Origin of the sequence: Kibdelosporangium banguiense (assembly GCF_017876405.1) — a bacterium.
GTDB lineage: Bacteria > Actinomycetota > Actinomycetes > Mycobacteriales > Pseudonocardiaceae > Kibdelosporangium > Kibdelosporangium banguiense.
In genome coordinates, this window is record NZ_JAGINW010000001.1 from 6307460 (window position 1) to 6329877 (window position 22418).

The window sequence follows — 22418 nt, forward strand, 5'->3', positions numbered from 1 at the left end:
TCGCCGGTGGGCTTGGCGGCGGTGATTTTCGCGGGTGGCAAGGCGACCCGGCTCGGTGGCGTGGACAAGGTGATGATCGAGGTGGCCGGTCGCACCCTGTTGTCCCGGTCTGTCGACGCTGTGCGGGGTGCCGAGCGGATTGTGGTGGTGGGGCCCGCGCGGGAGATCGGCGCGGCGGTGCGGTGGGTGCGGGAGGAGCCGCCTGGTTCGGGGCCGCTGGCCGCGCTGGCGGCCGGTGTCGAGGCGTTGGCGGATCTGCCGGATGACACGCATGTCGCTGTGCTGGCTGGGGATCTGCTGGGGATCGGGCCGCGGACGGTCGCGAAGCTCAGGTCCGCTTTGGACGAGAATCCGGCCGTCCTGGGCGCGCTCCTGGTCGACGCGGAGGGCTTCACGCAGTGGATGCACGCGGTCTGGCGGCTGGCCGCGCTGCGTGCCGCCGTGCCGCCGGATTCCGTTGGGAGGTCACTGAAATCGGTGCTCGGCGGGTTGCCGCTGACGCTCATCCCGGCGCAGCGGGGCGAGGCCGACGACGTGGACGCTCCCGGCGACCTGCCAGCATGAACGCCGGATTTCCGGGACAATCGAACCTATGAGCCTTCCTGGTCCCCGTGCCGTTGTCAGCTGGGCCGTCGAGACCGCCACCACGGTCATCTCGATTCCCGGGCGGGTGTTCAACCTGCTCACAGCCGCGGAACGGGCCGTCGCCAGGGCGAACGAACTGGTCGACCGGACCGACGCGGTGGTCACCTCCGCCGAGGCCGCGGTCGTGCACGCCCAGAAGGTCACGCGGGCGGCCGAGGAGGTCGTGGAGGCCACGAAGCCGATGCTCAGGTTCGTCGCGGAGCTCTCCGCGCACGAGGTCGAGGCCGCCATCAAACTGGTGGACGAGCTGCCGAAGCTCGCCGAGCACATGACCCGCGACATTATGCCGATCCTGGCCACCATGGGCCGGGTCGGCCCGGACATCCACGAACTGCTCGACGTCGCCAAGGACGTCCGCCAGGCCATCCTGGGCATCCCCGGGTTCGAGTACATGCGCAGGCGCGGCGAGAACAAAGAGCTCGAGTCCTGAGCTTTACAGGGGTCACACCGTTCATCGGATTGCATTGGTCCTGGCGGATCGCCGTGTCTTCTAGGAGGTTTGGCCCGTGACGGAACCCGAGGCCGGGACGACTACCCCGGCCCATGACGCGCAGTTGCTCGAACGCACCGTGTTCGAGGTCAAACGGGTGATCGTCGGGCAGGACCGGCTGGTCGAGCGGATGCTGGTGGGCCTGCTGTCCAAGGGTCACCTGCTGCTGGAAGGCGTGCCCGGTGTCGCCAAGACCCTCGCGGTGGAGACGTTCGCCCGGGTGGTCGGCGGCTCGTTCTCCCGCGTGCAGTTCACCCCCGACCTGGTGCCCGCCGACATCCTCGGCACGCGCATCTACCGGCAGGGCAGCGAGTCGTTCGACGTCGAACTCGGCCCGGTGGTGGCCAACTTCGTGCTCGCCGACGAGATCAACCGCGCACCGGCCAAGGTGCAGTCGGCGATGCTCGAGGTGATGGCCGAGCGGCACGTGTCCATCGGCGGCAAGACCTTCCCGATGCCTGATCCGTTCCTGGTGCTGGCCACCCAGAACCCGATCGAGAACGAGGGCGTGTACCCGCTGCCCGAGGCGCAGCGCGACCGGTTCCTCTTCAAGATCATCGTCGAGTACCCGACGGCCGAGGAAGAGCGCGAGATCGTCTACCGGATGGGCGTCGAGGCGCCTGTGCCGCAGCAGGTTCTCTCGCCCGACGAGCTGACGAGGTTGCAGGGCGTCGCGTCCAAGGTGTTCGTGCACCACGCGCTCGTCGACTACGTCGTGCGGCTTGTGCTCGCGACGCGTACTCCTGCTGAGCACGGTCTGACCGATGTGGCCGGTTGGGTCGCGTATGGCGCGTCGCCGCGTGCGAGCCTCGGCATTGTGGCTGCATCGCGTGCACTCGCGTTGGTGCGCGGACGTGACTATGTGCTGCCGCAGGACGTTGTGGACGTTGTGCCGGACGTGTTGCGCCACCGCCTTGTGCTGTCGTACGACGCGTTGGCCGACGCTGTCCCGTTGGACCACATCATCACGCGCGTGCTCCAGACCGTGCCGTTGCCACAGGTCTCCGCGCGGCCGCAGCAGCCACAGCCGCCGCAGGGAATGCACGCACCCGCAGGCGTGGCTAGCCGGCCGTGAGCCAGAAAGAAGAGCAGGAGCGTCCATCCTGGACACCGCCCATTCTGCGCGGGGACCGGATGGAAGCCGGGCTCCGGCTGCTTGAGCTGGACGTCCGGCGCAGGCTGGACGGGCTGCTGCAGGGCAACCACCTGGGCCTGGTGCCAGGTCCGGGCACCGAGCCCGGTGAGGCCCGGCCATACCAGCCCGGCGACGACGTCCGCCGGATGGACTGGGCCGTGACGGCGCGAACGACAACGCCGCACATCCGTGAGACGGTCGCGGACCGCGAGCTGGAGACGTGGCTCGCGATCGACCTGTCCGCGAGCCTGGACTTCGGTACGGCCGCTTGTGAGAAGCGTGACCTCGTCATCGCGGCGACGGCTGCGGTCGCGCACCTGACGCGCGGCGGCGGTAACCGCATAGGTGCCGTCGTGTCGACGGGGGATCACATGGCTCGTATCCCCGCGCGTGGAGGACTGGCGTACGCACGTGGCCTGATCCGTAAGGTCGCTGAGACGCCGAGCCCGCCTGAAGGCACGGCCGGTGACCTGGCCACCCTGATCGAGCAGTTGCGTCGCCCGCCGCGCAGGCGCGGGCTGGTCGTGGTGATCTCCGACTTCCTGGGTGACGTCACCTGGCAGCGGGCGTTGCGAGGCCTGTCGGCCCGGCACGACCTGATCGCCATCGAGGTCGTTGACCCGCGTGACGTGGACCTGCCCGACGTGGGCACGGTCGTGCTGTCCGACCCGGAGACCGGGCGGCAGCGTGAGGTGCACGCCTCGCCGCTGCTCCGCCGTGAGTTCGCGGCCGCTGCCCAGCAGCACCGCACGAACGTCGCGGCCGCGATCCGCCGGGCTGGTGCCGGGCACTTGGTACTGCGTACGGATTCCGACTGGGTGGCCGACACCGTGCGGTTCGTGGTCGCCCGCAAACGTGGCTGGTCTGGAGGAGGTGCGGCCTGATGTTCGGGTTCAGCCTCAGCAGGTTCGCGGACGCCTGGTGGTTCCTGCTGTTGATCGCGGTAGCCGCGCTGGTGGGCGGGTACATCCTGCTGCAACGCAAGCGCCGCAGGAACACCATGCGGTTCACCAACCTCGCGCTGCTGGAGAAGATCGCGCCCAAGCGGACGCGTAAGGCCAGGCATGTGCCGATCACGCTGCTGCTCGTGGCGCTGACGCTGTTCACGATCGCGCTGGCGGGTCCAACCGCGGAGGCGCGTGTGCCGCGTAACCGCGCGACCGTGATGCTGGTGATCGACGTGTCGCTGTCGATGGAGGCCACCGACGTCAAGCCGAACCGGCTGGAGGCCGCGCAGGCCGCGGCCAAGTCGTTCGCCGCGGGCCTCACGCCGGGCATCAACCTCGGCCTGATCTCGTTCGCCGGCACCGCGACCGTGCTGGTCTCGCCGACGACGTCACGGCAGGGCGTGGTCAAGGCCATCGAGACGCTACGGCTGGCCCAGTCGACCGCCACCGGTGAGGCGATCTTCTCCGGGCTGCAGTCCATCGAGAGCTTCTCCGAGGTCGTGGGTGGTCAGGAGGGCCCGCCTCCGGCTCGTATCGTGTTGATGAGTGACGGCAAGCAGACCATTCCGACCGACAACCAGGACGATCCGCGCGGCATGTTCACCGCCGCCCGGGCCGCCGCCGAGGCCAAGATCCCGGTCTCGACGATCTCCTTCGGCACTGGTGAGGGCACGGTCAACATCGACGGGCGGCGCACCCCGGTGCCGGTCGACGACGAGTCGCTCGAAGAGGTCGCGAAACTGTCCGGCGGCGAGTTCTACAAGGCCGCGACCGCTGATGAACTGCGCAAGGTTTACGACACTTTGGGTGAACAAATCGGTTATGAGGTCAAAGACGCCGATGCCAGCCGTCCATGGTTGATACTGGGCACGCTCGCGGCGATCACCGCCGCGGCCAGCGCGCTGTTCATAGGGCAGCGCCTGCCCTGATCGGGAGGCGCAGATGGTCGACGCCAAGGACTGGCGGGAGATGCACGAGTGGTCGGCACAGCTGCTCAAGCGTCAGACCGGCCAAGGTGTCGACGACTGGAACGTCCGGATCAAGGAGACCGGTATCGGCTCGCGTGACGAGCTGATGCACTGGCTCAAGGCCCGCAACATCAACGGCTACGCCCAGCAGTTGCTGATCATGGAGCGGTTCGGCTACCCGGACTTCCTGCTCAAGACCGCCGAGGAGCTGGTGGACGACCAGTTCGCCGGCCGGGAGCACCTGCGGCCGGTGTTCAACGAGGTGATCGAGGCCGGTGTCGGCATCGCGCAGGAGGGCCTGGTGGAGGTGCAGGCCCGCAAGACGTTCGTGACGCTGCGGACCAGGCGGCGCAAGTTCGCGATGGTCAAGCCGACCACCAAGACCCGCGTCGACCTGGGCCTGCGGATCGTGGAGCTCTCCAGCGGCCACCTGCGGTTCGCCGAGCGGCTGCAGTCGGCGAAACTGCTGCGTGACGACACCATGACCCACCGCATCCCGCTGTCCAGACTCGAGGACGTCGACGACGAGGTCAGCTACTGGCTGGCCGTCGCGTACGAACAGAACACATGAGAGGGCCCCTCGTGCCGCGACACGAGGGGCCCATCAGGTCTGTGGGTCAGTGGTTTACGCCTCGGCGGCCGCCGTACGCGCCCGCCACGATGCCGACCAGGACAACGGCGGCGCCCAGCTGGAACAGCAACTCGATCCAGTCGATGCCCGGTGTGTCCCGGACGCCGACCCAGCCGGCGACCAGGCTGCCGAGGAACGCGGCCACGATGCCGGTCACGATGGTCAGCCAGATGGGGATGTTCTGCTTGCCGGGCAGGATCATCCGTGCCAGCACGCCGATGACGAGCCCGATCACGATCGCGCCGATGATCGATTCGATGGTCATCGCACACTCTCCTGGGGTAGTGCCGTGAACCTTCTACGCTTACGGTCCCAAGGGTCCCCAACATCGGCACGACGGAAACACAAACTGTTATCCGTGCAGGTCGCGGTACCTGGCAGCGGCCCCCGGATGCAGCGGTACCCCGCCGGTGCCGATCAGGGTCCGGGCGTCGAGGAACTGGGTGCCCCGGGCTTGCTGGGGGACGAGCTCCGCGGCCCTCCGACCAGTACAGACCGCGTTCGGTCAGGCCGGCGACGGCTTGGCCGAGTGTGAGGTGTTCGACGCGGACCCGCACGACGGCGGCCGCGATGAGCCGGTCGCCGAACAAGGCTGCGCCGGTCGAGTCCCGGTGCCCGGGGTGCTCGTCCCGGCTGGACCGCCAGAACCGGCGTGTGGCCCGCGTTCGATCTTCCGGCGGCATCCCAGGGCCGTTGTCGGCCACTGTGATCGGACCATCGACCGCCCAGCTCGACTTGCGCGCCGCGACCCGCGTACTTGATCGTGTTGTCCAGCAACACATCCAGCGCCTGGCTGAGATCGGCACCGCCACGATCATTTGGTCCATAGTGGACGGACTCGGTTGCGCGCCGAAATCGAAGGCAAGAAGATCACGGACCGCGTTCTCGGTGCCCGCAAGCACATGCGCCGAGTGGGGCGTTGGGGAGCGGGCCGCGTGCCATACGGATACCTGTTGTGCCCACACCCGGACGGCGAGGGGTACGCGCTCGAACCGGACTCTGATGCGGCACGGGTGGTCGCCGAAATTGTGAGCCGGTTTCTCGGTGACAACCCCAAGATCGGGCGGCAGTCGCGGGCCGGTATCGCCGCATGGCTCAACGAGGCGGGTATCGCATCGCCCCTCGCACGGTCGCTTGTCAAAGAGAGTGCGGCCAAGAGGGCGGCGGCCGGAAAGGACGCGCCGCGATGGGGCAGCCTGCTGTGACAGCCATTCTGTCCAACCCTGCTCTTCGCGGTATAGCTACGCACAACGGAAAGATCCTGCGACACCAGGACGGCCCTGACGTAGGGCGCCCCATCTACTACGGCCCTTTGCTTGACCACCAATAGCAAACAGGCCGACCCGCTCGCCATTCAACGCCCGGATCAACCGCCCAGAACCCCATTCGACACCAGCCACCTAGGGCAGGTGTCACCCTCCATGTAGCACGGGCTGAGCGTCGCGGGGCACGCGACTGGCAATCACGCCTACGGTTCGCCATGCGCGGACCCGACCACAATCACGCCAAGGGATGAGGGGGATCCGCGCCTATGGCCCTCTGTCTATGGTGCTGTGACTGTGTCGACTGGGCGGGGGCGGAGGGCGAACCAGGTGGGGATGAGGGTGGCTGCCATGGTCAGGATGCCGGCGGCGCCTGCCACCGCCAGGTAGATCCAAATTGGACCGTAGGGCAGGACGGAATCCATTGCGGCGAGGCTGAACGGGACGAGTGTGCCCGCGGAGATCAGCGTGCCCAGGCCGATTCCGGCGATGGCGATCGCGAGGCCTTCGACGCCTGCCATTCGCAGTACCTGGCCACGGCGGGCGCCGGAGAGGCGCAGGAGACCGAACTCGCGGCGGCGGTCCGCGGTCTCCACCACCAGGGTGTTGATCACCGAGATCGCCGTGTAGAGGATGATCATGCCTGCGAGCAGGTAGTTGATCCACGCCTGGGTTTGCTGTTCGGCGGCGTACGCCTCGGTCAGCACGGATCGGTCGGCGACCCGGACGCCGGGGATGGTGGCGAGCGCGGCTGGGTCGCTTGTGCGGACCATGATCTGCTTGGCGACGCCCGCGGTGGTGTGGGAGGCCAGGAGTGTCGCGGGCACCAGCGCGGTTTCGAAGCCCTGCTTGCTGTTGATCAAGGCAACAACGGTTGTCGGCACGATCTGGCCGTCGCCGAACCGCATGGAGACCTTGTCGCCCAAGGCGACGCCCATTGCATCGGCGTGCGCTGCGGGCAGGGCGATTGTGTTGCCGGTGAGGCCTGTCAGCGTGCCGGCCGCGATGGACACCGAGGTCAGTTCCGACGCGCCGGACGCGGTGACGCCCTGCAGCGCGAGGCCGTCATCACCCTGCTTGCGGTCGTACGGCGCTTCCACGAATCCCGTGCTGGTCACCCACTCTGAGGCGGCCGTGACACCGGGGACCTTGCGGACCGCGCTGAGGACATCGGGGGAGAAGCCGCCGGTGGTCGAGATCAGCACGGCGTCGGCCCGCAGGTTCTCGGTGTACGCGCGCTGCGCGGATTCCACTGAGGTGGTCTGCGTGTAGATCTGCGCGAACGCGAACCCGGACGCCAGCATCACGGGCGCGACCGCCGATGCCAGCTGGACGACCCGCACCCGCGTGTTGCTCATCGCGAGCGAGCCTGGCACAGAGGTCAGCGCCCGGATCGGCCAGCGGATCACGGCCATCATCACCTTGGTCGCACCCGGCGAAAGCAGGCTGAACGCGATCGCCCACAACAAGACCGCAGGACCAGCAGTGGACGCGGCGATCGGGCCTTCCATCACGGTGACCGTCACGATTGCCAACGCCGTGCCGCCGCCACACGCCAGCACGGCGAAAACCAGCCGGAACCAGGTCAGCCACTTGCGCTGTACGGCGGCCTCAGCCAGGGCCTCGGTCGGACGGGTGGAAGCCGCGCGCCGAGCCGCCGCGATCGCGGCGACCTGGGCGGCGAGCAGTGCCGCTCCCGCGCCGACGACCGACGGGATCCAGCCCTGGTGGAACTGGATCTCCGGGCCGGCCACACCGTTCTCGGCCAGCTGCGTGAACAACGCCTTGCCCAGCCAGGAACCCGGCACCCAGGCCGCACCCGTGGCCAGCACGGACACGATCAACGCCTCGCCGAAGACCATCCGCTTGATCTGTCCCGGCGTCGTGCCGACCGCCCGCAGCAGCGCGATCTCCCGCCTGCGTTGCCGGATCGACAACCCGAGGGTGCTGGCGACCACCATCATGGACACCATCACCGCAAACCCGCCGAACACACCGGCCAGCGTGATCAGCATCTCGCTGGTCCTGGCGACCTCCGGGAACTCCGCGGCGCCGCGTTCGTCGCCGGTCAGCACGTCGAACCTGGCACCCAGCGCGCTGGTCAGCTGCTCTTGCAGCGTTTCGATGTTGGTACCAGGCGCGGCGACCACGCCGATCGCGGTCAGCTCACCCAGCCGCTGCGCGTCCTGGGCGGAGAAGTACATCACCGGCTGGGCGAACGTCCCGAGCCCGGACACGGTGTACTTGCCGACCTTTCCGCGCACAGAGATGTCGACCTGGTCGCCGATCTGCTTGCCTGAGCTCGTGGCCAGTACGACCTGACCCGGCTGCGGCGCCTTGCCAGTGATCGTGTGCGCGCCCAGGACCGCCGACTCGAAGCCGTGGCCGGATGACGTCGGCGCGCCCAACAGAGTCGCCTCGAACGAGATGTCCGGCACGACCTTCGCCACGCCGGGCACGGCCTGGATCTTGGCTGTCGTGCCCGCGTCCATCGGGACCTGCTCAGGCAGGACGGACCGCTCGGAGTCCTCGTCCTCGTCCGCCGGGTTCTCCTTGGCTTGGTCGAAGGACCGCTCGGCGACGACCACGGCGTCCGCGCCGGCCAGGCGCTGCGGCGGGATCGCCGTCCGGATGCCGGTCTCCATCAACCCGCCACACGCCATCACGATCGCCGCGCCGAAGAACAACGCGATGAAAGTGGCGACGAAACCACCCTTGCGATAGCGCAGCGTTCGTAACGTCAGGCGTACCATGGCGAGACCGTCCCCAATTCTTCAGCCAATTGTTTGTGGCTCGACGCTATTGCTGCGGACGGTGCTCGGCCCATGGTGCTGAACGCCGGGTTCAGCGGGGGGTTAGCCCTACCACAACACGCGGCCCGGATGCGTCGGACCAGGTGCGGGGCCGCTAGCCTGTGGCGCGAGCACGATGTGGCGGGGCTGAGGAGTTGATCGTGGCACGGTCGGTATTGGTCACTGGTGGTAACCGGGGCATCGGTCTGGCGATTGCGCGCGCATTCGCCGACCAGGGCGACAAAGTGGCGGTGACGCACCGCGGATCCGATACCCCCGACGGCCTTCTCGGGGTCAAGTGCGACGTGACCGACGCGCAGCAGGTGGACGCGGCGTTCACCGAGATCGAGGAGACGCACGGCCCGGTGGAGATCCTGGTGTCCAACGCCGGGATCACCGACGACACCCTGCTGCTGCGGATGAGCGAGGAGCAGTTCACCCGCGTGCTCGACGCGAACCTCACCGGCGCCTTCCGGGTCGCCAAGCGGGCATCGCGCGGCATGCTGAAGAAGCGCTGGGGCCGTCTGGTGTTCATCTCTTCGGTCGTTGGCCTCTCCGGCGGCGCGGGCCAGGCGAACTACGCGGCCAGCAAAGCCGGTCTGATCGGGTTCGCCCGTTCGCTCGCGCGTGAGCTGGGCGGCCGCAACATCACCTCGAACGTGATCACGCCGGGCTTCGTGGCCACCGAGATGACCGCGGTCCTGCCCGAGGAGCGCAAGCAACAGATCCTGGCGCAGGTCCCCGTCGGCCGTTACGCCGACACCGCGGAGATCGCCGCCGCCGCCACGTTCCTGGGCTCCGACGCCGCCGCCTACATCACCGGCGCCGTGCTGCCGGTCGATGGCGGCCTCGGCATGGGCCACTGAAGTCCGATTCCTAGGGTAAAGGGAGAGATTGTGACCGGACTGCTCGAAGGCAAGCGCCTGCTGATCACAGGCGTGATCACGGACGCCTCGATCGCGTTCCACGTGGCGCGTATCGCGCAGGAGCAGGGTGCCGAGGTGGTGCTCACCGGGTACGGCAGGCTCAGTCTGGTCCAGCGGATCGCGCAGCGGCTGCCCAAGCCCGCGCCGGTGATCGAGCTGGACGTGACCAACCAGGAACACCTCGGCACCTTGGCGGGCAAGGTGACCGAGCACGTCGACGGGCTCGACGGGATCGTGCACTCCATCGCCTTCGGCCCGGCCTCCACCCTGGGCAACCCGTTCCTGGAAGCGCCATGGGAGGACGTGTCCACCGCCGTCCACGTGTCGGCGTACTCGTTCATGTCGCTGACCAAGGCCGTGTTGCCGCTGCTGAGCCAGGGCTCGTCGGTCGTCGGCATGGACTTCGACGCGCGTCAGGCATGGCCGGCGTACAACTGGATGGGCGTGGCCAAGGCCAGCCTCGAGTCGGTGACCCGCTACCTGGCCAGGGAACTGGGGCCGCAGCACGTCCGGGTCAATCTCGTCGCCGCGGGCCCGGTCCGCACGATGGCCGCCAAGTCGATCCCGGGCTTCCAGATGCTCGAGGACCAGTGGGCCGTGCGCGCGCCGTTGGGCTGGAAGGTCGAGGACCCCGAGCCGGTCGGCAAGTCCGTGTGCGCGCTGCTGTCGGACTGGCTGCCCGCGACCACTGGCTCCATGGTGATGGTCGACGGGGGGTTCCACGCCGTCGGCATGTGACTGCCGGATGGGGCGCCCCGCTTCGCGGCGGGGCGTGCCCGGCCGTCAGGTCGAGTGCCGCGCTTCCCCGGGAGAATGTCCGGCGTCCGGGGGAGTCTGTTCGTAGCGGCCGTTCATCCAGAATTGCGGCCTGCCGTGGCGGCGCTGGGCGTCGCGGGCGATCGGGATCATCGTCGCCTCCATGGCCGGATTGACATGGATATGCCGCACCCAGCCGTGGTCGAGCAGCCTGATACCGGTGGGCGTGCCTTTGAACGTCGTGTGGGCAAAGCCCCCGGAGCCGGTGTATGCGAAGGTCTTGATCTCGTTCGCCTGCAACAGAGCGGTTGCCTCTTCGACGGTGATCCAACGACCACCGGGGGTCAGCGGATCGTGGGGGTCGCTTTCGTTGCGATACGAGACAGTGTGGCCGTGTTGCCGTCTGACGTCGTCGGCCGCGGCGACATAGGCCGGGTATCCAGCGCCGTCCGCGTTGGACGGGCGCCGTATGTACTCTCCGTTCTGCCAGTAGTCGACGTATGTGAACCGGACGACTCCGTCCTTCTGCTTACAGAAGCCCTTGATGGTCTGGGATCTGATCAGTTCGAGCATCTCGTCCTGGCTGATCACCCGATCGAGTTTCCGGTTGCGCCGCCGTTCCCTCAACCGCGCGACATGCGACAGCGCGTTGAGCGTCAGCAGGCCACCGCCCAGGCCCCCGGCCAGGAACCGAAGGATCGGCGAGCCGGTCGCCGAGGCCAGTAGCAGCCCGGAGATCCCGCCGACATAGGTCGACACGTACGCGGCGACAGACAGGGGCGCCAGCGCGATCTGCATGTACTCAGTCCCGGACGTCCCCTTGCGCGCAAGCAGAACCAGCCAACTGTGCACCCCGGCCGAAACTCCGACAATGGCAACGGAAACCCCCAACGGTACCCACAGAACCACAGTCATCGCGTCACTTCCGAACGTCGTCCCGACAGCTCGCCCACTCGCAGCATGCGACCATGCTGGATGCTCTGTCAAGACGGAATGTCCGGACACTCTGTCCGGACATTCCTCTCGTCGCTGTCGCTGGGCCGGATTCTTCGGCCGTTGCCGTGGCGGACTGGCTTGCCGGCCTGTGGTGATGCAGGATTCCACGCGTTCACCCCGGTCTGCTGCCCAGGAGGTTCGATGCTGGGTCTTGAACTGATCGTGATCCTGGGTGTCACTGTTCTCACGTGCAGTGTGGCCGCGCGGCGGTTGAAGGTCGCCGCGCCGGTCATGTTGCTCGTGGTGGGGACATTGATCGGGTTCATCCCGTTGCTGCGGGAAGTCTCGCTGCCGTCCGAAGTGATGCTGCTGGTCTTCCTGCCCGCGCTGCTCTACTGGGAAAGTCTGACGACTTCGCTGCGGGAGATCCGCCGCTTCATGCGGGTGATCATCCTGTCGAGCACTGTTCTTGTGGTCGCCACCGCGGCTGGAGTTGCCGCGGTGGCGCACGCGCTCGGTATGGCATGGGGACCGGCGTGGATTCTCGGCGCGGCCTTGGCGCCGACTGACGCCACTGTGGTCGGAGTGCTGGCGCGTGGGCTGCCTCGCCGCACGATGACGACCCTGCGAGCCGAGAGCCTGATCAACGACGGCACCGCGCTGGTGATCTTCGGGATCGCGGTGTCGGTCACCGCCGGGTCCGAGACTTTCAGTCTTGGCAACGTGTCCTGGCTGTTCGTGCTCGCGTACGGCGGGGGAGCGATCGCCGGGATCATCGCCGCCTGGCTCGCGGTGCAGGTCCGTAAACGGCTCGACAATCCGTTGTACGAGAGCACAGTCAGCATCCTCACCCCGTTCGTGGCGTTCCTCCTGGCGGAGGTCGTGCACGCGTCCGGGGTGCTCGCGGTTGTCGTCTGTGGACTGATCCTCAGCCAGATCGGGCCGCGGCTCGTGCACGCCGACACCCGGCGGATGAGCGAGGCGTTCTGGGGCCTGTCGACGTTCCTGCTCAACGGTGCGCTGTTCGTGCTGGTCGGTCTGCAGGCCAACACCGCGGTGCGGGGGCTCAGCTCGACTGGTGTCCTGAGTGGACTCGGACTGGTCGGGCTGATCTCGGTGGCGGTGATCGGGGTCCGGTTCCTGTGGCTGTTCACCACCCCGTACATCATCCGGGCCATCGACCGGCGGCCACGGCAACGGGAGCTGCGGGCCGGCCCGCGGGCCCGGATCGTCAGCGGGGTGTCCGGGTTCCGTGGCGCGGTGTCGATGGCGGCGGCTCTCGCGGTGCCTGAGCTCGCCGGGGACGGCACACCGTTCCCCGGGCGTGATCTGATCATCTTCGTCACGGCCGGGGTGATCGCGGTGACCTTGGTGGTGCAGAGCCTGGCGTTGCCACCGGTGCTGCGGTGGGCCCAGCTGCCACCCGACACCCAGCTCGACGAGGAACGCGCGATGGCGGTCCGGACCGCTTCCGAAGCGGCGTTCGAGGCGATGCCGAAGATCGCGGCCGAGCTCGGGACCGATCCGCTGATCATCGAACGGACCCGGCGCGAGTACGAGAAGCACATGCAGCTCCTGCGGGAAAGCGATGGCGACGAGGACGTCGACGAGCACCCGTATCGGCGCCTCGAGGCGGATTACCAGGCGTTGCGGCTGGCGATGCTCTCGCACAAGCGGTCGACGATCGTGCGGTTGCGCGACGAGCAGCTGATCGACGACACCGTGCTACGCCATATCCAGGCGAAACTGGACATCGAGGAAGTCCGGCTGTCCCGGCGTGAAGTGGTCGAATGACGTTCGGCAGGATGGAGCAGTGAGCTTCGACGCGCTGCTGTGGCTGTCCTTCGGCGGGCCTGAGGGCCCGGCCGACGTCCGGCCTTTCCTGGAGAACGTGACTCGCGGCCGGGGCGTGCCGCCGGAACGGCTGGACGAGGTCGAACAGCACTACCAGCACTTCGGCGGGGTCTCGCCGATCAACCGGCTCAACCGGGAGGCCATCGCCGCGGTCGAGGCTGAGCTGGCGGCGCAGGGCATCAAGCTGCCGGTGTACTTCGGCAACCGCAACTGGCACCCGATGGTGGAGGACACCGTCGGCAAGATGGCCGCCGACGGCGTCCAGCGTGCCCTGGTGTTCCCGACCAGCGCGTACGGCGGCTACTCCGCCTGCCGTCAGTACGACGAGGACATCCTGCGCGCCCGTGCGGCCGTTGGGCCGCAGTCACCTGAACTGGTGAAGTTGCGGCAGTTCTTCGACCACCCGCTGTTCATCGAGGCCTTCGCCGACGCCACCCGTACGGCCCTTGCGTCCCTGCCTGAGGGCGCGCGGCTGGTGTTCACGGCCCACTCGGTGCCGATCTCCGCCGACCGCGCGGCCGGGCCGCCTGAGGAGGGCGGCGGACGCTACTCCAAGCAGGTCCAGGAAGCGTCGAGGCTCGTTGCCGAGGCTGTCGGCGTGACCGAGTACGACGTGGTCTGGCAGTCCCGGTCCGGCCCGCCCCAGGTGCCGTGGCTGGACCCGGACATCGTCGACCACATCGAGGATCTGCACGCCAAAGGCCTCCAGGCGGTCGCGGTGTGCCCGATCGGGTTCGTCAGCGACCACCTCGAGGTGATCTGGGACCTGGACAACGAGGCCGCCGAGAAGGCCGCCGAGCTGGGCATGGCCTTCGCCAGGGGCGCCACGCCGAACGGCGACCCGCGCTTCGCCCAGCTCGTGGTCGAGCTGGTCCGGGAACACACCGAAGGTGCCGAGGCCCGCAAGCTGTCGGACTTCACCCAGGCCGGTTGCACCGTGAACGGCGCGCCGTGCGCGGTCGGCTGCTGCGAACCGGCGAAGCGGCCCGCTCGTTCGTGATGGCGAACGCGAACCGCGTTCATCCGGACAAAATGGACACTCTCTAGCTCCGTGGAGTCATGTCCACGAACCAGTAGTAGCTCGACGAGTTGCCATGGCCTAACAGCGCACGCATGAAGACCGGGCCCTCGTCGGGCTTCGCCATGCGCCTTTCCTGCTCGAAGCTGGCGCCCTCCTGCAGGAAGCGCTTGGCCTTGGCGGCATAGGCATGGTCAAGCACGGTGTGCGTGACGCCTTCCGCCTCACTCCACTGATACTCCACAAGGGGGCGTGGAGGAGTGCCGTTCTCGCGACCCCACGTGTAGAGCACCACGCGCGTCGGGATGTAGTCCTCGGGTAGGGCCTGCATGGGGGTCACCGTAAACCCGGGGTCCGACATCTCGCTCCGGTTACTGGTCTTGACCATTGCCGCCCTGGTGACTAGCGTCACCGTAAATCGTCTGGGAAGTTACCAGATTAATTAGACCCTATCCCGGGAGCCGAGTTGAGAGCGGGAAGTCCGCGACTGCTGCGCGAGATCAACGATCGCGCGGCCATCGACGCGCTGCTGCGCGATGGCCCGCTGACGCGATCCGAGCTGGAGTACGCGATCGGCCTGTCCAAGCCGGCGACCGCCCAGCTGCTTGCGCGGCTGGAGGAAGAGGGAGTTGTTGTCCGCGAAGGGTTGCGTGGCGGCGGGCGGGGCCCGCGCGCACAGCTCTGGGCGGTCAAGGGGGCGGTCGCGCACGTCGCGGCGATCGACCTGACGCCGCGCGGCGTGGACATCGCGATCGCCGACATCTCCGGCGCGGTGCTCACCGAGCACCGGCAAGGTGTCCCGCCCAGAGGCACAGCCGACGAGGTGCTGCGCGGTTTCCGGGACGCCACGGCCAAAGCGTGCGAACGGGCCGGGCTGACCCTCGACGACCTGCGGCACATCGTGGTCGGCACCCCCGGCGCGATCAACCCGCGTACCGGGCACCTGTGGTTCGCACCGCATCTGCCTGGCTGGGAAGGCTTTGACATGCCCGGCCGGATCGGCACCGAACTCGGTGTCCCGGTCACCATCGAGAACGACGTGAACCTGGTCGCGCTCGAGGAGATGATCGCCGGGCAGGCCACCGCGGCCCGCAGCTTCGTGATGATCTGGCTGGATCACGGCATCGGTGGCGCGATCGTGGTGGACCGCAAGCTGTTGCGCGGCGCGACCGGCGGCGCCGGTGAGATCGACTGGATGCACGTGCCCGACCGGGCCGCGGCCGACACCGGGATTCCCGCGACGGGCACCCGGTTCGGCGATCTGGTCAGCTCGCCGAACGTGGTGAAGCTGGCCAAGGCGTACGGCATCGCCGCGCGCAACGGCTGGACCGCGGTGGCCAAGGCGGTCAGTCAGATCACTGAAAGTGCGGAGACTTCCGAACAACAGCAAGGGGAACAGTTCCTCACCGACCTGGCTCGCCGGGTCGCCACCGGCGTTGCCGGCGTGGTCAGCGTGGTGGACCCGGAACTGGTGCTGCTGTGCGGGAAAACCGGCTTGGCGGGCGGATCGACGCTGTGCCGGCTGATCAGTGCGGAGCTGCGGAGCATGGTGGTACCCCGCACTCCAGTGGAGTTCAGCGCGCTCGCCGGCAACGCCGTGCGGGCGGGCGCGCTGCATTCCGCCCTTGCGGTGGTCCGGGAGCAGGTCTTCGGGCTCACCGGCGATATCACCGAACCCTCACACCGACTGGAGCACGCCAGTCGGGTGGCGTCCGACTAGTTTTCCCAATTCCCCCAGGAGGGCAAATGCGCAAGGCCCCCATGCGTGTGCTGCTGTGTTCGGTGGCGTTACTCGTCGCGTCCTGTTCCGGTGCGGCAGGCGGTGGCGGCGGAGGCACGAGCGGCGACCCGGGCGCCGCTCCGGCCAAGGACGCCACGCTGACCCTCGAGGTCTACAGCAAGTTCACCGACCGGGAGGAACGGGAGCTCAACAAGGTCCTCGACGGCTTCAAGAGCAAGTACCCGAACATCACGGTCAAGCACACCGGCAACCAGGACGACGACAAGCTCACCCAGTCCATCCAGGCGGGCAGCCCGCCGGACGTGGCGATCTCGTTCTACACCGACAACCTGGGCAACTGGTGCCAGAGCGGTGCCTTCCAGGACCTCAAGCCGTACATCGAGCGCGACAAGATCGACGTCAACCAGATCCCGCAGGCGGTTCGCGACTACACCACGTTCGACGGCAAGCGCTGCGCGATGCCGCTGCTGGCCGACGCGTTCGGCCTGTACTACAACAAGGACCTGTTCGCGCAGGCCGGGCTGAGCGGCCCGCCCAAGACCACCGACGAGCTGTTCGAGTACGCCAAGAAGCTGACCAAGTTCGGGCCGGACGGCTCGATCGAGGTCGCCGGGTTCTCCGCCTCCATGCCGTTCTACGGCAACCTGGCCGAGGTGTGGTCGCCGATGTTCGGCGCGAAGTACCTCAACGCCGAAGGCAAGTCCGGACTGGCTGGAAGTCCACAGTGGAAGGAGATGTTCGAGTTCCAGAAGAAGCTCGTCGACTTCTACGGCGTGGACAAGCTGGAGAAGTTCAAGGCGGGCCTGGGCGACGAGTACTCCCCGGACAACGCCTTCCACAAGGGCAAGCTGGCCATGGCGCTGGACGGTGAGTTCCGTACCGCGTTCATCGCCGACACCGCGCCGACCCTCAACTACGGCACCGCGCCGTCGCCCATGTCGTCGGCCAACTCCTCGATGTACGGCGGCGGACTGGTCACCGGCACGATCATCGCGCTGCCCAAGGGCGTGAAGAACCCGGGCGCTTCCTGGGAACTGATCAAGTACCTGACCCTGGACACCGGCGCGCTGGTGCAGTTCTCCAACGGCATCAACAACCTGCCCAGCACTATCGACTCGCTGAAGTCGCCTGAGCTGAAGCACCAGCCGCAGTTCCAGACGTTCCTGGACATCTACGGCAGCGGCAAGCTGGTCACCAAGCCGTCCACCGCGATCGGCGACGCGCACCTGAAGGCGGTCAACGACTTCGCCGAGCAGTGGGTCGCGGGCAAGGTGCCGGACCTGCAGGCAGGACTGAAGAAGGTGGACGACCAGATCAACGACGCGCTGGCGCAGAAGCAAGGCAAGTAGCACACCACGATGACCGCTACCTTGCATCGCCCGGACACGGACTCGTCACCGGCCCCCGCCAAGGGGCTGGGGCGGGTCCGCTCCCGCCGCCGGTGGGTCGTACTGGGTTTCATGGCCCCGGCGATCCTCGGGTTCCTGATCTTCTTCGGGTACCCGCTGGTTGCCACGGTGTATTTCTCCATGACCCGGTACGACCTGATCAATCCGCCGCAGTGGGTCGGGTTCGACAACTACGTCCGGATGTTCACCACCGAACCACTGGTGGGCACCGCCGCGTACAACACGCTGTGGCTGGTGATCGTGCTGACGGTCTGCCGGGTGGTCTTCGCGCTCGGCACGGCGTCGATCATCTCCCGGCTGCGCCGCGGACTCGGGCTGGTGCGCACCTTGTGCTACCTGCCTGCGCTCGCGCCACCCGCCGCGGCGACGCTGGTGTTCGTCTTCGTGTTCAACCCGGAGTTCGGCCCGGTCAACCGGTTCCTGCGCTGGCTGGGCATCGACGGCGGGCTGTGGTTCAACGACCCGGCCATGTCCAAGCCGTCGCTGACCCTGCTGGTGCTGTGGGGCTCCGGCGAGCTGATGATCATCATCCTGGCGGCGCTGCTGGACGTGCCGCAGGAGCAGTACGAATCGGCCTCTTTGGACGGTGCGGGCCCGGTGCGCCGGTTCTGGCACATCACGCTGCCGTCGATCTCGCCGGTGCTGCTGTTCGGCATCGTCAACTCGATGATCTTCGCGCTGCAGTTCTTCACCCAGGCGGTGGTCGCGGGCGCGGCCGCGGCCGGAACCGCTGACGTGGCAGGCAATACCAAGTTCATCGGTGCGCCGCAGAACTCCACGCTGACCTACCCGGTGTGGCTGTACGTCCAGGGCTTCCGGTATTCCAACATGGGGTACGCGGCGGCGATGGCCGTGCTGCTGTTCATCGTCTCCTTCGCGTTCACCGCGATCCTGGTCCGGCAGCTCCGCCGGGCATCCCACGTCGAGGAGGCCGCATGACAGCCGTTGTGTCGACTTCCCAGCGGGCCGGTGGGCCGCCGGTTCTGGTTCGTCGCAAGGTTTCCTGGAACAAGCGGCTGTACTGGGTCGCGACCCACAGTATCGGCATCGCGATGGGCATCGCGTTCACCCTGCCGGTCCTGCTGGTGCTGCTGACCTCGTTCATGAAGAGCGACCAGGCGATGACCGCGAGCTGGTGGCCACGGGAATGGCACTTCGAGAACTTCGTCGAGGTGTTCGAGAAGGCCCCGATGCTGACCTACCTGCTCAACAGCATGACGTACTCGCTGCTGGCCACGCTGGGCATCCTCGTCTCGGCGATCCCCGCGGCGTACGCGCTGGCGAAACTGCGCTGGCGTGGCCAGACCTGGGCGTTCATGGCCGTGGTGGCCGCGATGATGCTGCCGCCACAGGTGGTCATCGTCCCGCTGTTCGACATGTGGGTCCGGATGGGACTGACCGGCACGCTGGTTCCGTTGATAGCGCCGTACTTCCTGTTCGACGCGTTCAGCATCTTCCTGCTGCGGCAGTTCTTCCTCACGATTCCCAAGGACTATCTCGACGCGGCCCGCATCGACGGCTGCTCGGAACTGCAGGTGCTCTACCGGGTGGTGGTGCCGATGGCCAAGCCGGGTATCGCGGCCGCGGCGATGTTCTGTTTCCTCTACACCTGGAACGACTACTTCGGGCCGTTGCTGTACACCGCGCAGGCACGCGACAACTGGACGTTGTCGCTGGCGATCGCGTCCTTCCGGGGGATGCACCACGTGGAGTGGAATCTGACGATGGCCGCGACGGTCGTGACGATGTTGCCGGCGATCGTCTTGTTCGTCTTCGCACAGAAGTCGTTCGTCAAGGGTGTCACGTTCACGGGAGTGAAGGGTTAACCGATGAGACTGACCGTGGTGGGTGGCGGATCCACTTACACGCCAGAGCTGGTCGACGGGATAGCCGGCCGGCGCGCCAGCCTGGACGTCGACGAGATCGTGCTGGTAGACCCGGACACCCATCGGTTGCGGATCGTCGGTGACTTCTGTCAACGGCTGCTTCAACATGCCGGTCATCCCGCGAAGGTCCTGACCACCACCAGCCTGGAGCAGGGCGTCGAAGGCGCTTCGGCGGTCCTGCTGCAGCTGCGGGTCGGCGGGCAGAAGGCTCGTCGCTCCGACGAGACCTTTCCGCATGCCTGTGGCTGTATCGGTCAGGAGACCACCGGCGCGGGCGGGCTCGCCAAGGCCCTGCGCACGGTTCCGGTGGTGCTGGACATAGCCGAGCGGGTGCGCCGGATCGCCGGTGAGGACACGTGGATCGTGAACTTCACCAACCCGGTCGGCATCGTCACACGGGCTCTGCTGGAGGCTGGCCACCGTGCTGTCGGGCTGTGCAACGTGGCGATCGGCCTGCAGCGCAAGTTCGCCGCACTGTTCAATGTGGACACCAACGCGGTCCGTCTCGATCACGTGGGGCTCAACCACCTCACGTGGGAGCGTGGCGTGACTGTGTCCACACCCGACGGTTCAGTTGAGCGGATCGATGATCTGCTCGGTGAGTTCGGCGAGCAGGTCGCTGCCGAGGTCAAGGTCCCGGTGGAGTGGATGCGCCGGATGAACGCGATCCCTTCGTATTACCTGAAGTACTACTACGCGCACGACGACGTGCTGGCCGACCAGTTGGAGAACCCGCCGCGGGCCGACGTGGTGATCGAGGTGGAGAACGAGTTGCTGAGCCAGTACGCCGATCCGAGTGTGGTCACCAAGCCGGCGAGCCTGGCCAAACGCGGCGGGGCCTACTACTCGGAGGCCGCGGTCCAGCTGGTGCACGCGTTGACCGGCGGCGGTCCGCCGGAAGAGCATGTGGTGAACGTGCGCAACAACGGCGCGATGCCGTTCCTGCCGGACGACGCGGTGATCGAAGTACCGGCCATTGTGGACGGTCAGGGCGCGGTGCCGCTGCCGATCAGCCCGGTCGAGCCGAGGTTCTCCGGACTCATCTCGCACGTGACCGCGTACGAGTTCCTGGCGCTGGAAGCAGCTCTGTACGGCGGCCGCGACCGCGTGGCCGACGCGCTGCTGGCGCACCCGCTGGTCGGCCAGTACGCCTTCGCGGACCGGCTGGCGGACGACCTGATCGCCGCCAACCGCGCCGACCTGCCGTGGGCCCGCATATGAACGAGGATGCTGTGATCATCGCCATCGACGGCGGCGGCAGCAAAACAGACGTCCTCCTGGTCGATGCCTCGGGCGCGGTGCTCGGACGGTCCCGCGGGGCCGGGGCCTCGCCCCAGGTCGTGGGGATGAAGCCGGGCCTGGACGTGTTCGAGAGCCTGGTGGCCGAAGCCGCGGTCCAGGCAGGACTCCCCGCGACACCGCCTTTTGGCACGCACACCTCCGCCTACCTCGCGGGCGCGGACCTGCCCGCAGAAGAGGAAGAGCTGTTCCAGGCGTTGACCGAGCGTGGCTGGTCGGAGTCCGTTGTGGTCGGCAACGACACTTTTGCGTTGTTACGCGCAGGAACCACAGACGGTGTCGGTGTCGCGGTCGTGTGCGGCGCGGGTATCAACTGTGTTGGTGTCTCGGCGGACGGCCGTGTTCATCGTTTTCCGGCGCTGGGCCGGATCTCCGGCGACTGGGGCGGCGGATTCCAACTGGGATCCGAGGCATTGTGGTGGGCGGTTCGCGACGCGGACGGCCGTGGCCCGCGCACGGAGTTGCTGCCTGCGGTCGTGGAACACTTCGGCGCCAGGGACATCTTCGAGGTGGTCGAACGACTGCACTTCAAGTCGTTGCCACGGCAGCGGATCCACGAGTTGTCGCCGCTGCTGTTCCGGATCGCGTCGGCCGGGGACACCATCGCCAACCGGGTCGTCCAGCAGTTGGTCGACGAGGTCGCGACCATGGTGTCGGTCACTGTGCGCGAGCTGGGGATGACCGGCGAGGCGCCGGTGGTCGTGCTCGGTGGCGGCGTGCTGACCGGTGTGGACTCCTCGGTGATCGCCCAGATCGCGCAGCGCTGCGTCGACGTGGCACCCCGGGCTGACGTCCGGGTGGTCGACATCGCTCCCGTGGTGGGCGCGGCCCTGCTCGGCCTGGACGCGATCGGCGCCCCGGCAGCCGCCAAGACGCGTCTGCGCGCCTCGGCGGGCCTGCTGAGCTCAGTGCCGGCCGGCGTGATCGGACAGAGCGCGGACGGCCTCGTCAATGGCGGCGCACCGAGCGAGCCGGACGGCGTCGGCAAGCGGCCGGAGCGCTTCGGAGCGTCGTGACGCCGCGGAGGACGACAACGCACCGCCGGGGTCGTCCTCCGCCGCCACCTCGAGAATCGCGGAGACCTCACTAGCCCGCTGCAGCACGCGCAGAGCCTTCTGCGGCATCCCGATCGGCCAGCGTGCCCGCGCACTCACCGCGGCCCGCTCTTTGATCTCGTGCCGCACCCCCGGACGGTTGCTGGTGAGATCCAGCGACGCCAACGTGCCCGCGGCCTCACGCATCGCAGTCGACAGGTTGTGGTCCGCCTCGCCCAACGGCGTGTGCTCAGCCGGGGGAGTAGCCGGCAGGTCGAACACGGTCCAGCGAATCACGCCGTCGGCAACCGTCTCCGGCACAATGCCGATTCCGGCGTCCGCCAGCACAACCGCCTGGCCGACGCGCACGGCCTCGCTGGCCAGCCGCGTCGAACCGCCCAGCCCGCGCACGTCGCCAGGCACCGGGATCACGAGTCTCGCCGTGGTCGCGCCTGCTTTTCGCAGCGCCGCGAGCAGGCCGGCGATCTGTCCCGCTCGTTCGTCTCTGGCCGGCAACTCCAATGCCGTCGCAGTTCCGTCATCATCCGCGACGACCTCATGCATCTCCGACCAGACGGCGAGCGCATCGAGAGCGTCATCGGGCGCGGCGACTCCGTGCAACCAGGCAGAGCCCCACACAGCGAACGTGGCACTTGGAAACGGCACGGCCGCAAGGATACTGCCCCCGG

Annotated in this window: 22 protein-coding genes and 1 pseudogene; 17 read left to right on the forward strand and 6 right to left on the reverse strand. The window is 67.7% G+C overall.

Annotated elements, in window-relative coordinates:
- Positions 1-6 precede the first annotated feature (6 nt).
- The 6 genes from mobA to JOF56_RS29690 all read left to right on the forward strand — a co-directional run bounded on the left by mobA (position 7) and on the right by JOF56_RS29690 (position 4756).
- Positions 7-564 carry a molybdenum cofactor guanylyltransferase gene (gene mobA, locus JOF56_RS29665; RefSeq protein ID WP_307855315.1) on the forward strand — a complete coding sequence of 186 codons (558 nt, stop codon included), beginning with the start codon at positions 7-9 and terminating at the stop codon, positions 562-564.
- A gap of 28 nt (positions 565-592) precedes the next feature.
- Positions 593-1075, forward strand: a complete 483-nt coding sequence (locus tag JOF56_RS29670; protein ID WP_209642770.1) for a hypothetical protein — start codon at positions 593-595, stop codon at positions 1073-1075.
- Positions 1076-1151: 76 nt separating this feature from the next.
- Positions 1152-2210, forward strand: a complete 1059-nt coding sequence (locus JOF56_RS29675; RefSeq protein ID WP_209642771.1) for an AAA family ATPase — start codon at positions 1152-1154, stop codon at positions 2208-2210.
- A 59-nt stretch (positions 2211-2269) separates the two neighbouring features.
- Positions 2270-3154, forward strand: a complete 885-nt coding sequence (locus JOF56_RS29680; RefSeq protein ID WP_245380208.1) for a DUF58 domain-containing protein — start codon at positions 2270-2272, stop codon at positions 3152-3154.
- A complete protein-coding gene (locus tag JOF56_RS29685; RefSeq protein WP_209642773.1) occupies positions 3154-4146 on the forward strand; it encodes a VWA domain-containing protein in 993 nt (330 codons plus the stop codon). The genes JOF56_RS29680 and JOF56_RS29685 overlap by 1 nt, the downstream gene beginning before the upstream one ends.
- A gap of 13 nt (positions 4147-4159) precedes the next feature.
- Positions 4160-4756 carry a DUF5655 domain-containing protein gene (locus tag JOF56_RS29690; protein WP_209642774.1) on the forward strand — a complete coding sequence of 199 codons (597 nt, stop codon included), beginning with the start codon at positions 4160-4162 and terminating at the stop codon, positions 4754-4756.
- Positions 4757-4802: 46 nt separating this feature from the next.
- On the opposite strand, the gene JOF56_RS29695 is transcribed toward JOF56_RS29690, so the two are convergent.
- Both JOF56_RS29695 and JOF56_RS58325 read right to left on the reverse strand, forming a co-directional pair.
- The gene (locus JOF56_RS29695; RefSeq protein WP_209642775.1) at positions 4803-5081 is read right to left on the reverse strand and encodes a GlsB/YeaQ/YmgE family stress response membrane protein; all 279 of its coding nucleotides are present in this window, start codon (positions 5079-5081) and stop codon (positions 4803-4805) included.
- Positions 5082-5168: 87 nt separating this feature from the next.
- A pseudogene (locus tag JOF56_RS58325) lies at positions 5169-5297 on the reverse strand (TAXI family TRAP transporter solute-binding subunit); the annotation flags it as partial.
- A 361-nt stretch (positions 5298-5658) separates the two neighbouring features.
- Between JOF56_RS58325 and JOF56_RS29700 the strand changes: the two are divergent.
- Positions 5659-6021 (forward strand): serine integrase family protein, encoded by a 363-nt coding sequence (locus JOF56_RS29700; protein WP_209642776.1) that lies wholly within the window; start codon positions 5659-5661, stop codon positions 6019-6021.
- 338 nt (positions 6022-6359) lie between these two features.
- Here the strand turns inward: JOF56_RS29700 and JOF56_RS29705 are convergent, their stop codons facing one another.
- Positions 6360-8831, reverse strand: coding sequence for an FtsX-like permease family protein (locus JOF56_RS29705; RefSeq protein ID WP_209642777.1), 2472 nt, complete (start codon positions 8829-8831; stop codon positions 6360-6362).
- Positions 8832-9031: 200 nt separating this feature from the next.
- On the opposite strand from JOF56_RS29705, the gene fabG reads away from it, so the two are divergent.
- Both fabG and fabI read left to right on the forward strand, forming a co-directional pair.
- Positions 9032-9736, forward strand: coding sequence for a 3-oxoacyl-ACP reductase FabG (gene fabG / locus JOF56_RS29710; RefSeq protein ID WP_209642778.1), 705 nt, complete (start codon positions 9032-9034; stop codon positions 9734-9736).
- 30 nt (positions 9737-9766) lie between these two features.
- Positions 9767-10534 (forward strand): enoyl-ACP reductase FabI, encoded by a 768-nt coding sequence (fabI, locus tag JOF56_RS29715; protein WP_209642779.1) that lies wholly within the window; start codon positions 9767-9769, stop codon positions 10532-10534.
- Positions 10535-10579: 45 nt separating this feature from the next.
- On the opposite strand, the gene JOF56_RS29720 is transcribed toward fabI, so the two are convergent.
- Positions 10580-11467, reverse strand: a complete 888-nt coding sequence (locus JOF56_RS29720; protein ID WP_209642780.1) for a hypothetical protein — start codon at positions 11465-11467, stop codon at positions 10580-10582.
- Between the two features lie 222 nt (positions 11468-11689).
- Between JOF56_RS29720 and JOF56_RS29725 the strand changes: the two genes are divergently transcribed.
- A complete protein-coding gene (locus JOF56_RS29725) occupies positions 11690-13282 on the forward strand; it encodes a Na+/H+ antiporter (protein WP_209642781.1) in 1593 nt (530 codons plus the stop codon).
- A 19-nt stretch (positions 13283-13301) separates the two neighbouring features.
- Positions 13302-14342 (forward strand): ferrochelatase, encoded by a 1041-nt coding sequence (locus tag JOF56_RS29730; protein ID WP_209642782.1) that lies wholly within the window; start codon positions 13302-13304, stop codon positions 14340-14342.
- Between the two features lie 43 nt (positions 14343-14385).
- Here the strand turns inward: JOF56_RS29730 and JOF56_RS29735 are convergent, their stop codons facing one another.
- Positions 14386-14691, reverse strand: a complete 306-nt coding sequence (locus JOF56_RS29735) for a hypothetical protein (RefSeq protein WP_209642783.1) — start codon at positions 14689-14691, stop codon at positions 14386-14388.
- 156 nt (positions 14692-14847) lie between these two features.
- On the opposite strand from JOF56_RS29735, the gene JOF56_RS29740 reads away from it, so the two are divergent.
- From JOF56_RS29740 to JOF56_RS29765, 6 genes are read left to right on the forward strand one after another with little or no spacing between them, the layout of a single operon-like run.
- Positions 14848-16080 carry an ROK family transcriptional regulator gene (locus JOF56_RS29740; RefSeq protein WP_209648562.1) on the forward strand — a complete coding sequence of 411 codons (1233 nt, stop codon included), beginning with the start codon at positions 14848-14850 and terminating at the stop codon, positions 16078-16080.
- A 26-nt stretch (positions 16081-16106) separates the two neighbouring features.
- On the forward strand, positions 16107-17450 hold the full coding sequence (locus tag JOF56_RS29745) for an ABC transporter substrate-binding protein (protein WP_209642784.1): 1344 nt from the start codon (positions 16107-16109) through the stop codon (positions 17448-17450).
- A gap of 9 nt (positions 17451-17459) precedes the next feature.
- Positions 17460-18449, forward strand: a complete 990-nt coding sequence (locus JOF56_RS29750) for a carbohydrate ABC transporter permease (RefSeq protein WP_209642785.1) — start codon at positions 17460-17462, stop codon at positions 18447-18449.
- Positions 18446-19336, forward strand: coding sequence for a carbohydrate ABC transporter permease (locus JOF56_RS29755; protein WP_209642786.1), 891 nt, complete (start codon positions 18446-18448; stop codon positions 19334-19336). Before JOF56_RS29750 ends, JOF56_RS29755 begins: the two co-directional genes overlap by 4 nt.
- Before the next feature lie 3 nt (positions 19337-19339).
- Complete coding sequence (locus tag JOF56_RS29760) at positions 19340-20617, forward strand: 6-phospho-beta-glucosidase (protein ID WP_209642787.1); 1278 nt, start codon at positions 19340-19342, stop codon at positions 20615-20617.
- A complete protein-coding gene (locus tag JOF56_RS29765; protein ID WP_209642788.1) occupies positions 20614-21711 on the forward strand; it encodes an N-acetylglucosamine kinase in 1098 nt (365 codons plus the stop codon). Before JOF56_RS29760 ends, JOF56_RS29765 begins: the two co-directional genes overlap by 4 nt.
- Here the strand turns inward: JOF56_RS29765 and JOF56_RS29770 are convergent.
- Complete coding sequence (locus JOF56_RS29770) at positions 21601-22395, reverse strand: Rv1486c family protein (RefSeq protein WP_209642789.1); 795 nt, start codon at positions 22393-22395, stop codon at positions 21601-21603. The genes JOF56_RS29765 and JOF56_RS29770 overlap by 111 nt on opposite strands.
- Between the last annotated feature and the right edge of the window lie 23 nt (positions 22396-22418).

Bases quoted from the DNA above. Each gene is read 5' to 3' on its own strand.
- JOF56_RS29670 (WP_209642770.1), top strand. From the start codon at position 593: ATGAGCCTTCCTGGTCCCCGTGCCGTTGTCAGCTGGGCCGTCGAGACC.
- JOF56_RS29680 (WP_245380208.1), top strand. From the start codon at position 2,270: ATGGAAGCCGGGCTCCGGCTGCTTGAGCTGGACGTCCGGCGCAGGCTG.
- JOF56_RS29685 (WP_209642773.1), top strand. From the start codon at position 3,154: ATGTTCGGGTTCAGCCTCAGCAGGTTCGCGGACGCCTGGTGGTTCCTG.
- JOF56_RS29690 (WP_209642774.1), top strand. From the start codon at position 4,160: ATGGTCGACGCCAAGGACTGGCGGGAGATGCACGAGTGGTCGGCACAG.
- JOF56_RS29695 (WP_209642775.1), bottom strand. From the start codon at position 5,081: ATGACCATCGAATCGATCATCGGCGCGATCGTGATCGGGCTCGTCATC.
- JOF56_RS29705 (WP_209642777.1), bottom strand. From the start codon at position 8,831: ATGGTACGCCTGACGTTACGAACGCTGCGCTATCGCAAGGGTGGTTTC.
- JOF56_RS29720 (WP_209642780.1), bottom strand. From the start codon at position 11,467: ATGACTGTGGTTCTGTGGGTACCGTTGGGGGTTTCCGTTGCCATTGTC.
- JOF56_RS29725 (WP_209642781.1), top strand. From the start codon at position 11,690: ATGCTGGGTCTTGAACTGATCGTGATCCTGGGTGTCACTGTTCTCACG.
- JOF56_RS29735 (WP_209642783.1), bottom strand. From the start codon at position 14,691: ATGCAGGCCCTACCCGAGGACTACATCCCGACGCGCGTGGTGCTCTAC.
- JOF56_RS29745 (WP_209642784.1), top strand. From the start codon at position 16,107: ATGCGCAAGGCCCCCATGCGTGTGCTGCTGTGTTCGGTGGCGTTACTC.
- JOF56_RS29750 (WP_209642785.1), top strand. From the start codon at position 17,460: ATGACCGCTACCTTGCATCGCCCGGACACGGACTCGTCACCGGCCCCC.
- JOF56_RS29755 (WP_209642786.1), top strand. From the start codon at position 18,446: ATGACAGCCGTTGTGTCGACTTCCCAGCGGGCCGGTGGGCCGCCGGTT.
- JOF56_RS29760 (WP_209642787.1), top strand. From the start codon at position 19,340: ATGAGACTGACCGTGGTGGGTGGCGGATCCACTTACACGCCAGAGCTG.
- JOF56_RS29765 (WP_209642788.1), top strand. From the start codon at position 20,614: ATGAACGAGGATGCTGTGATCATCGCCATCGACGGCGGCGGCAGCAAA.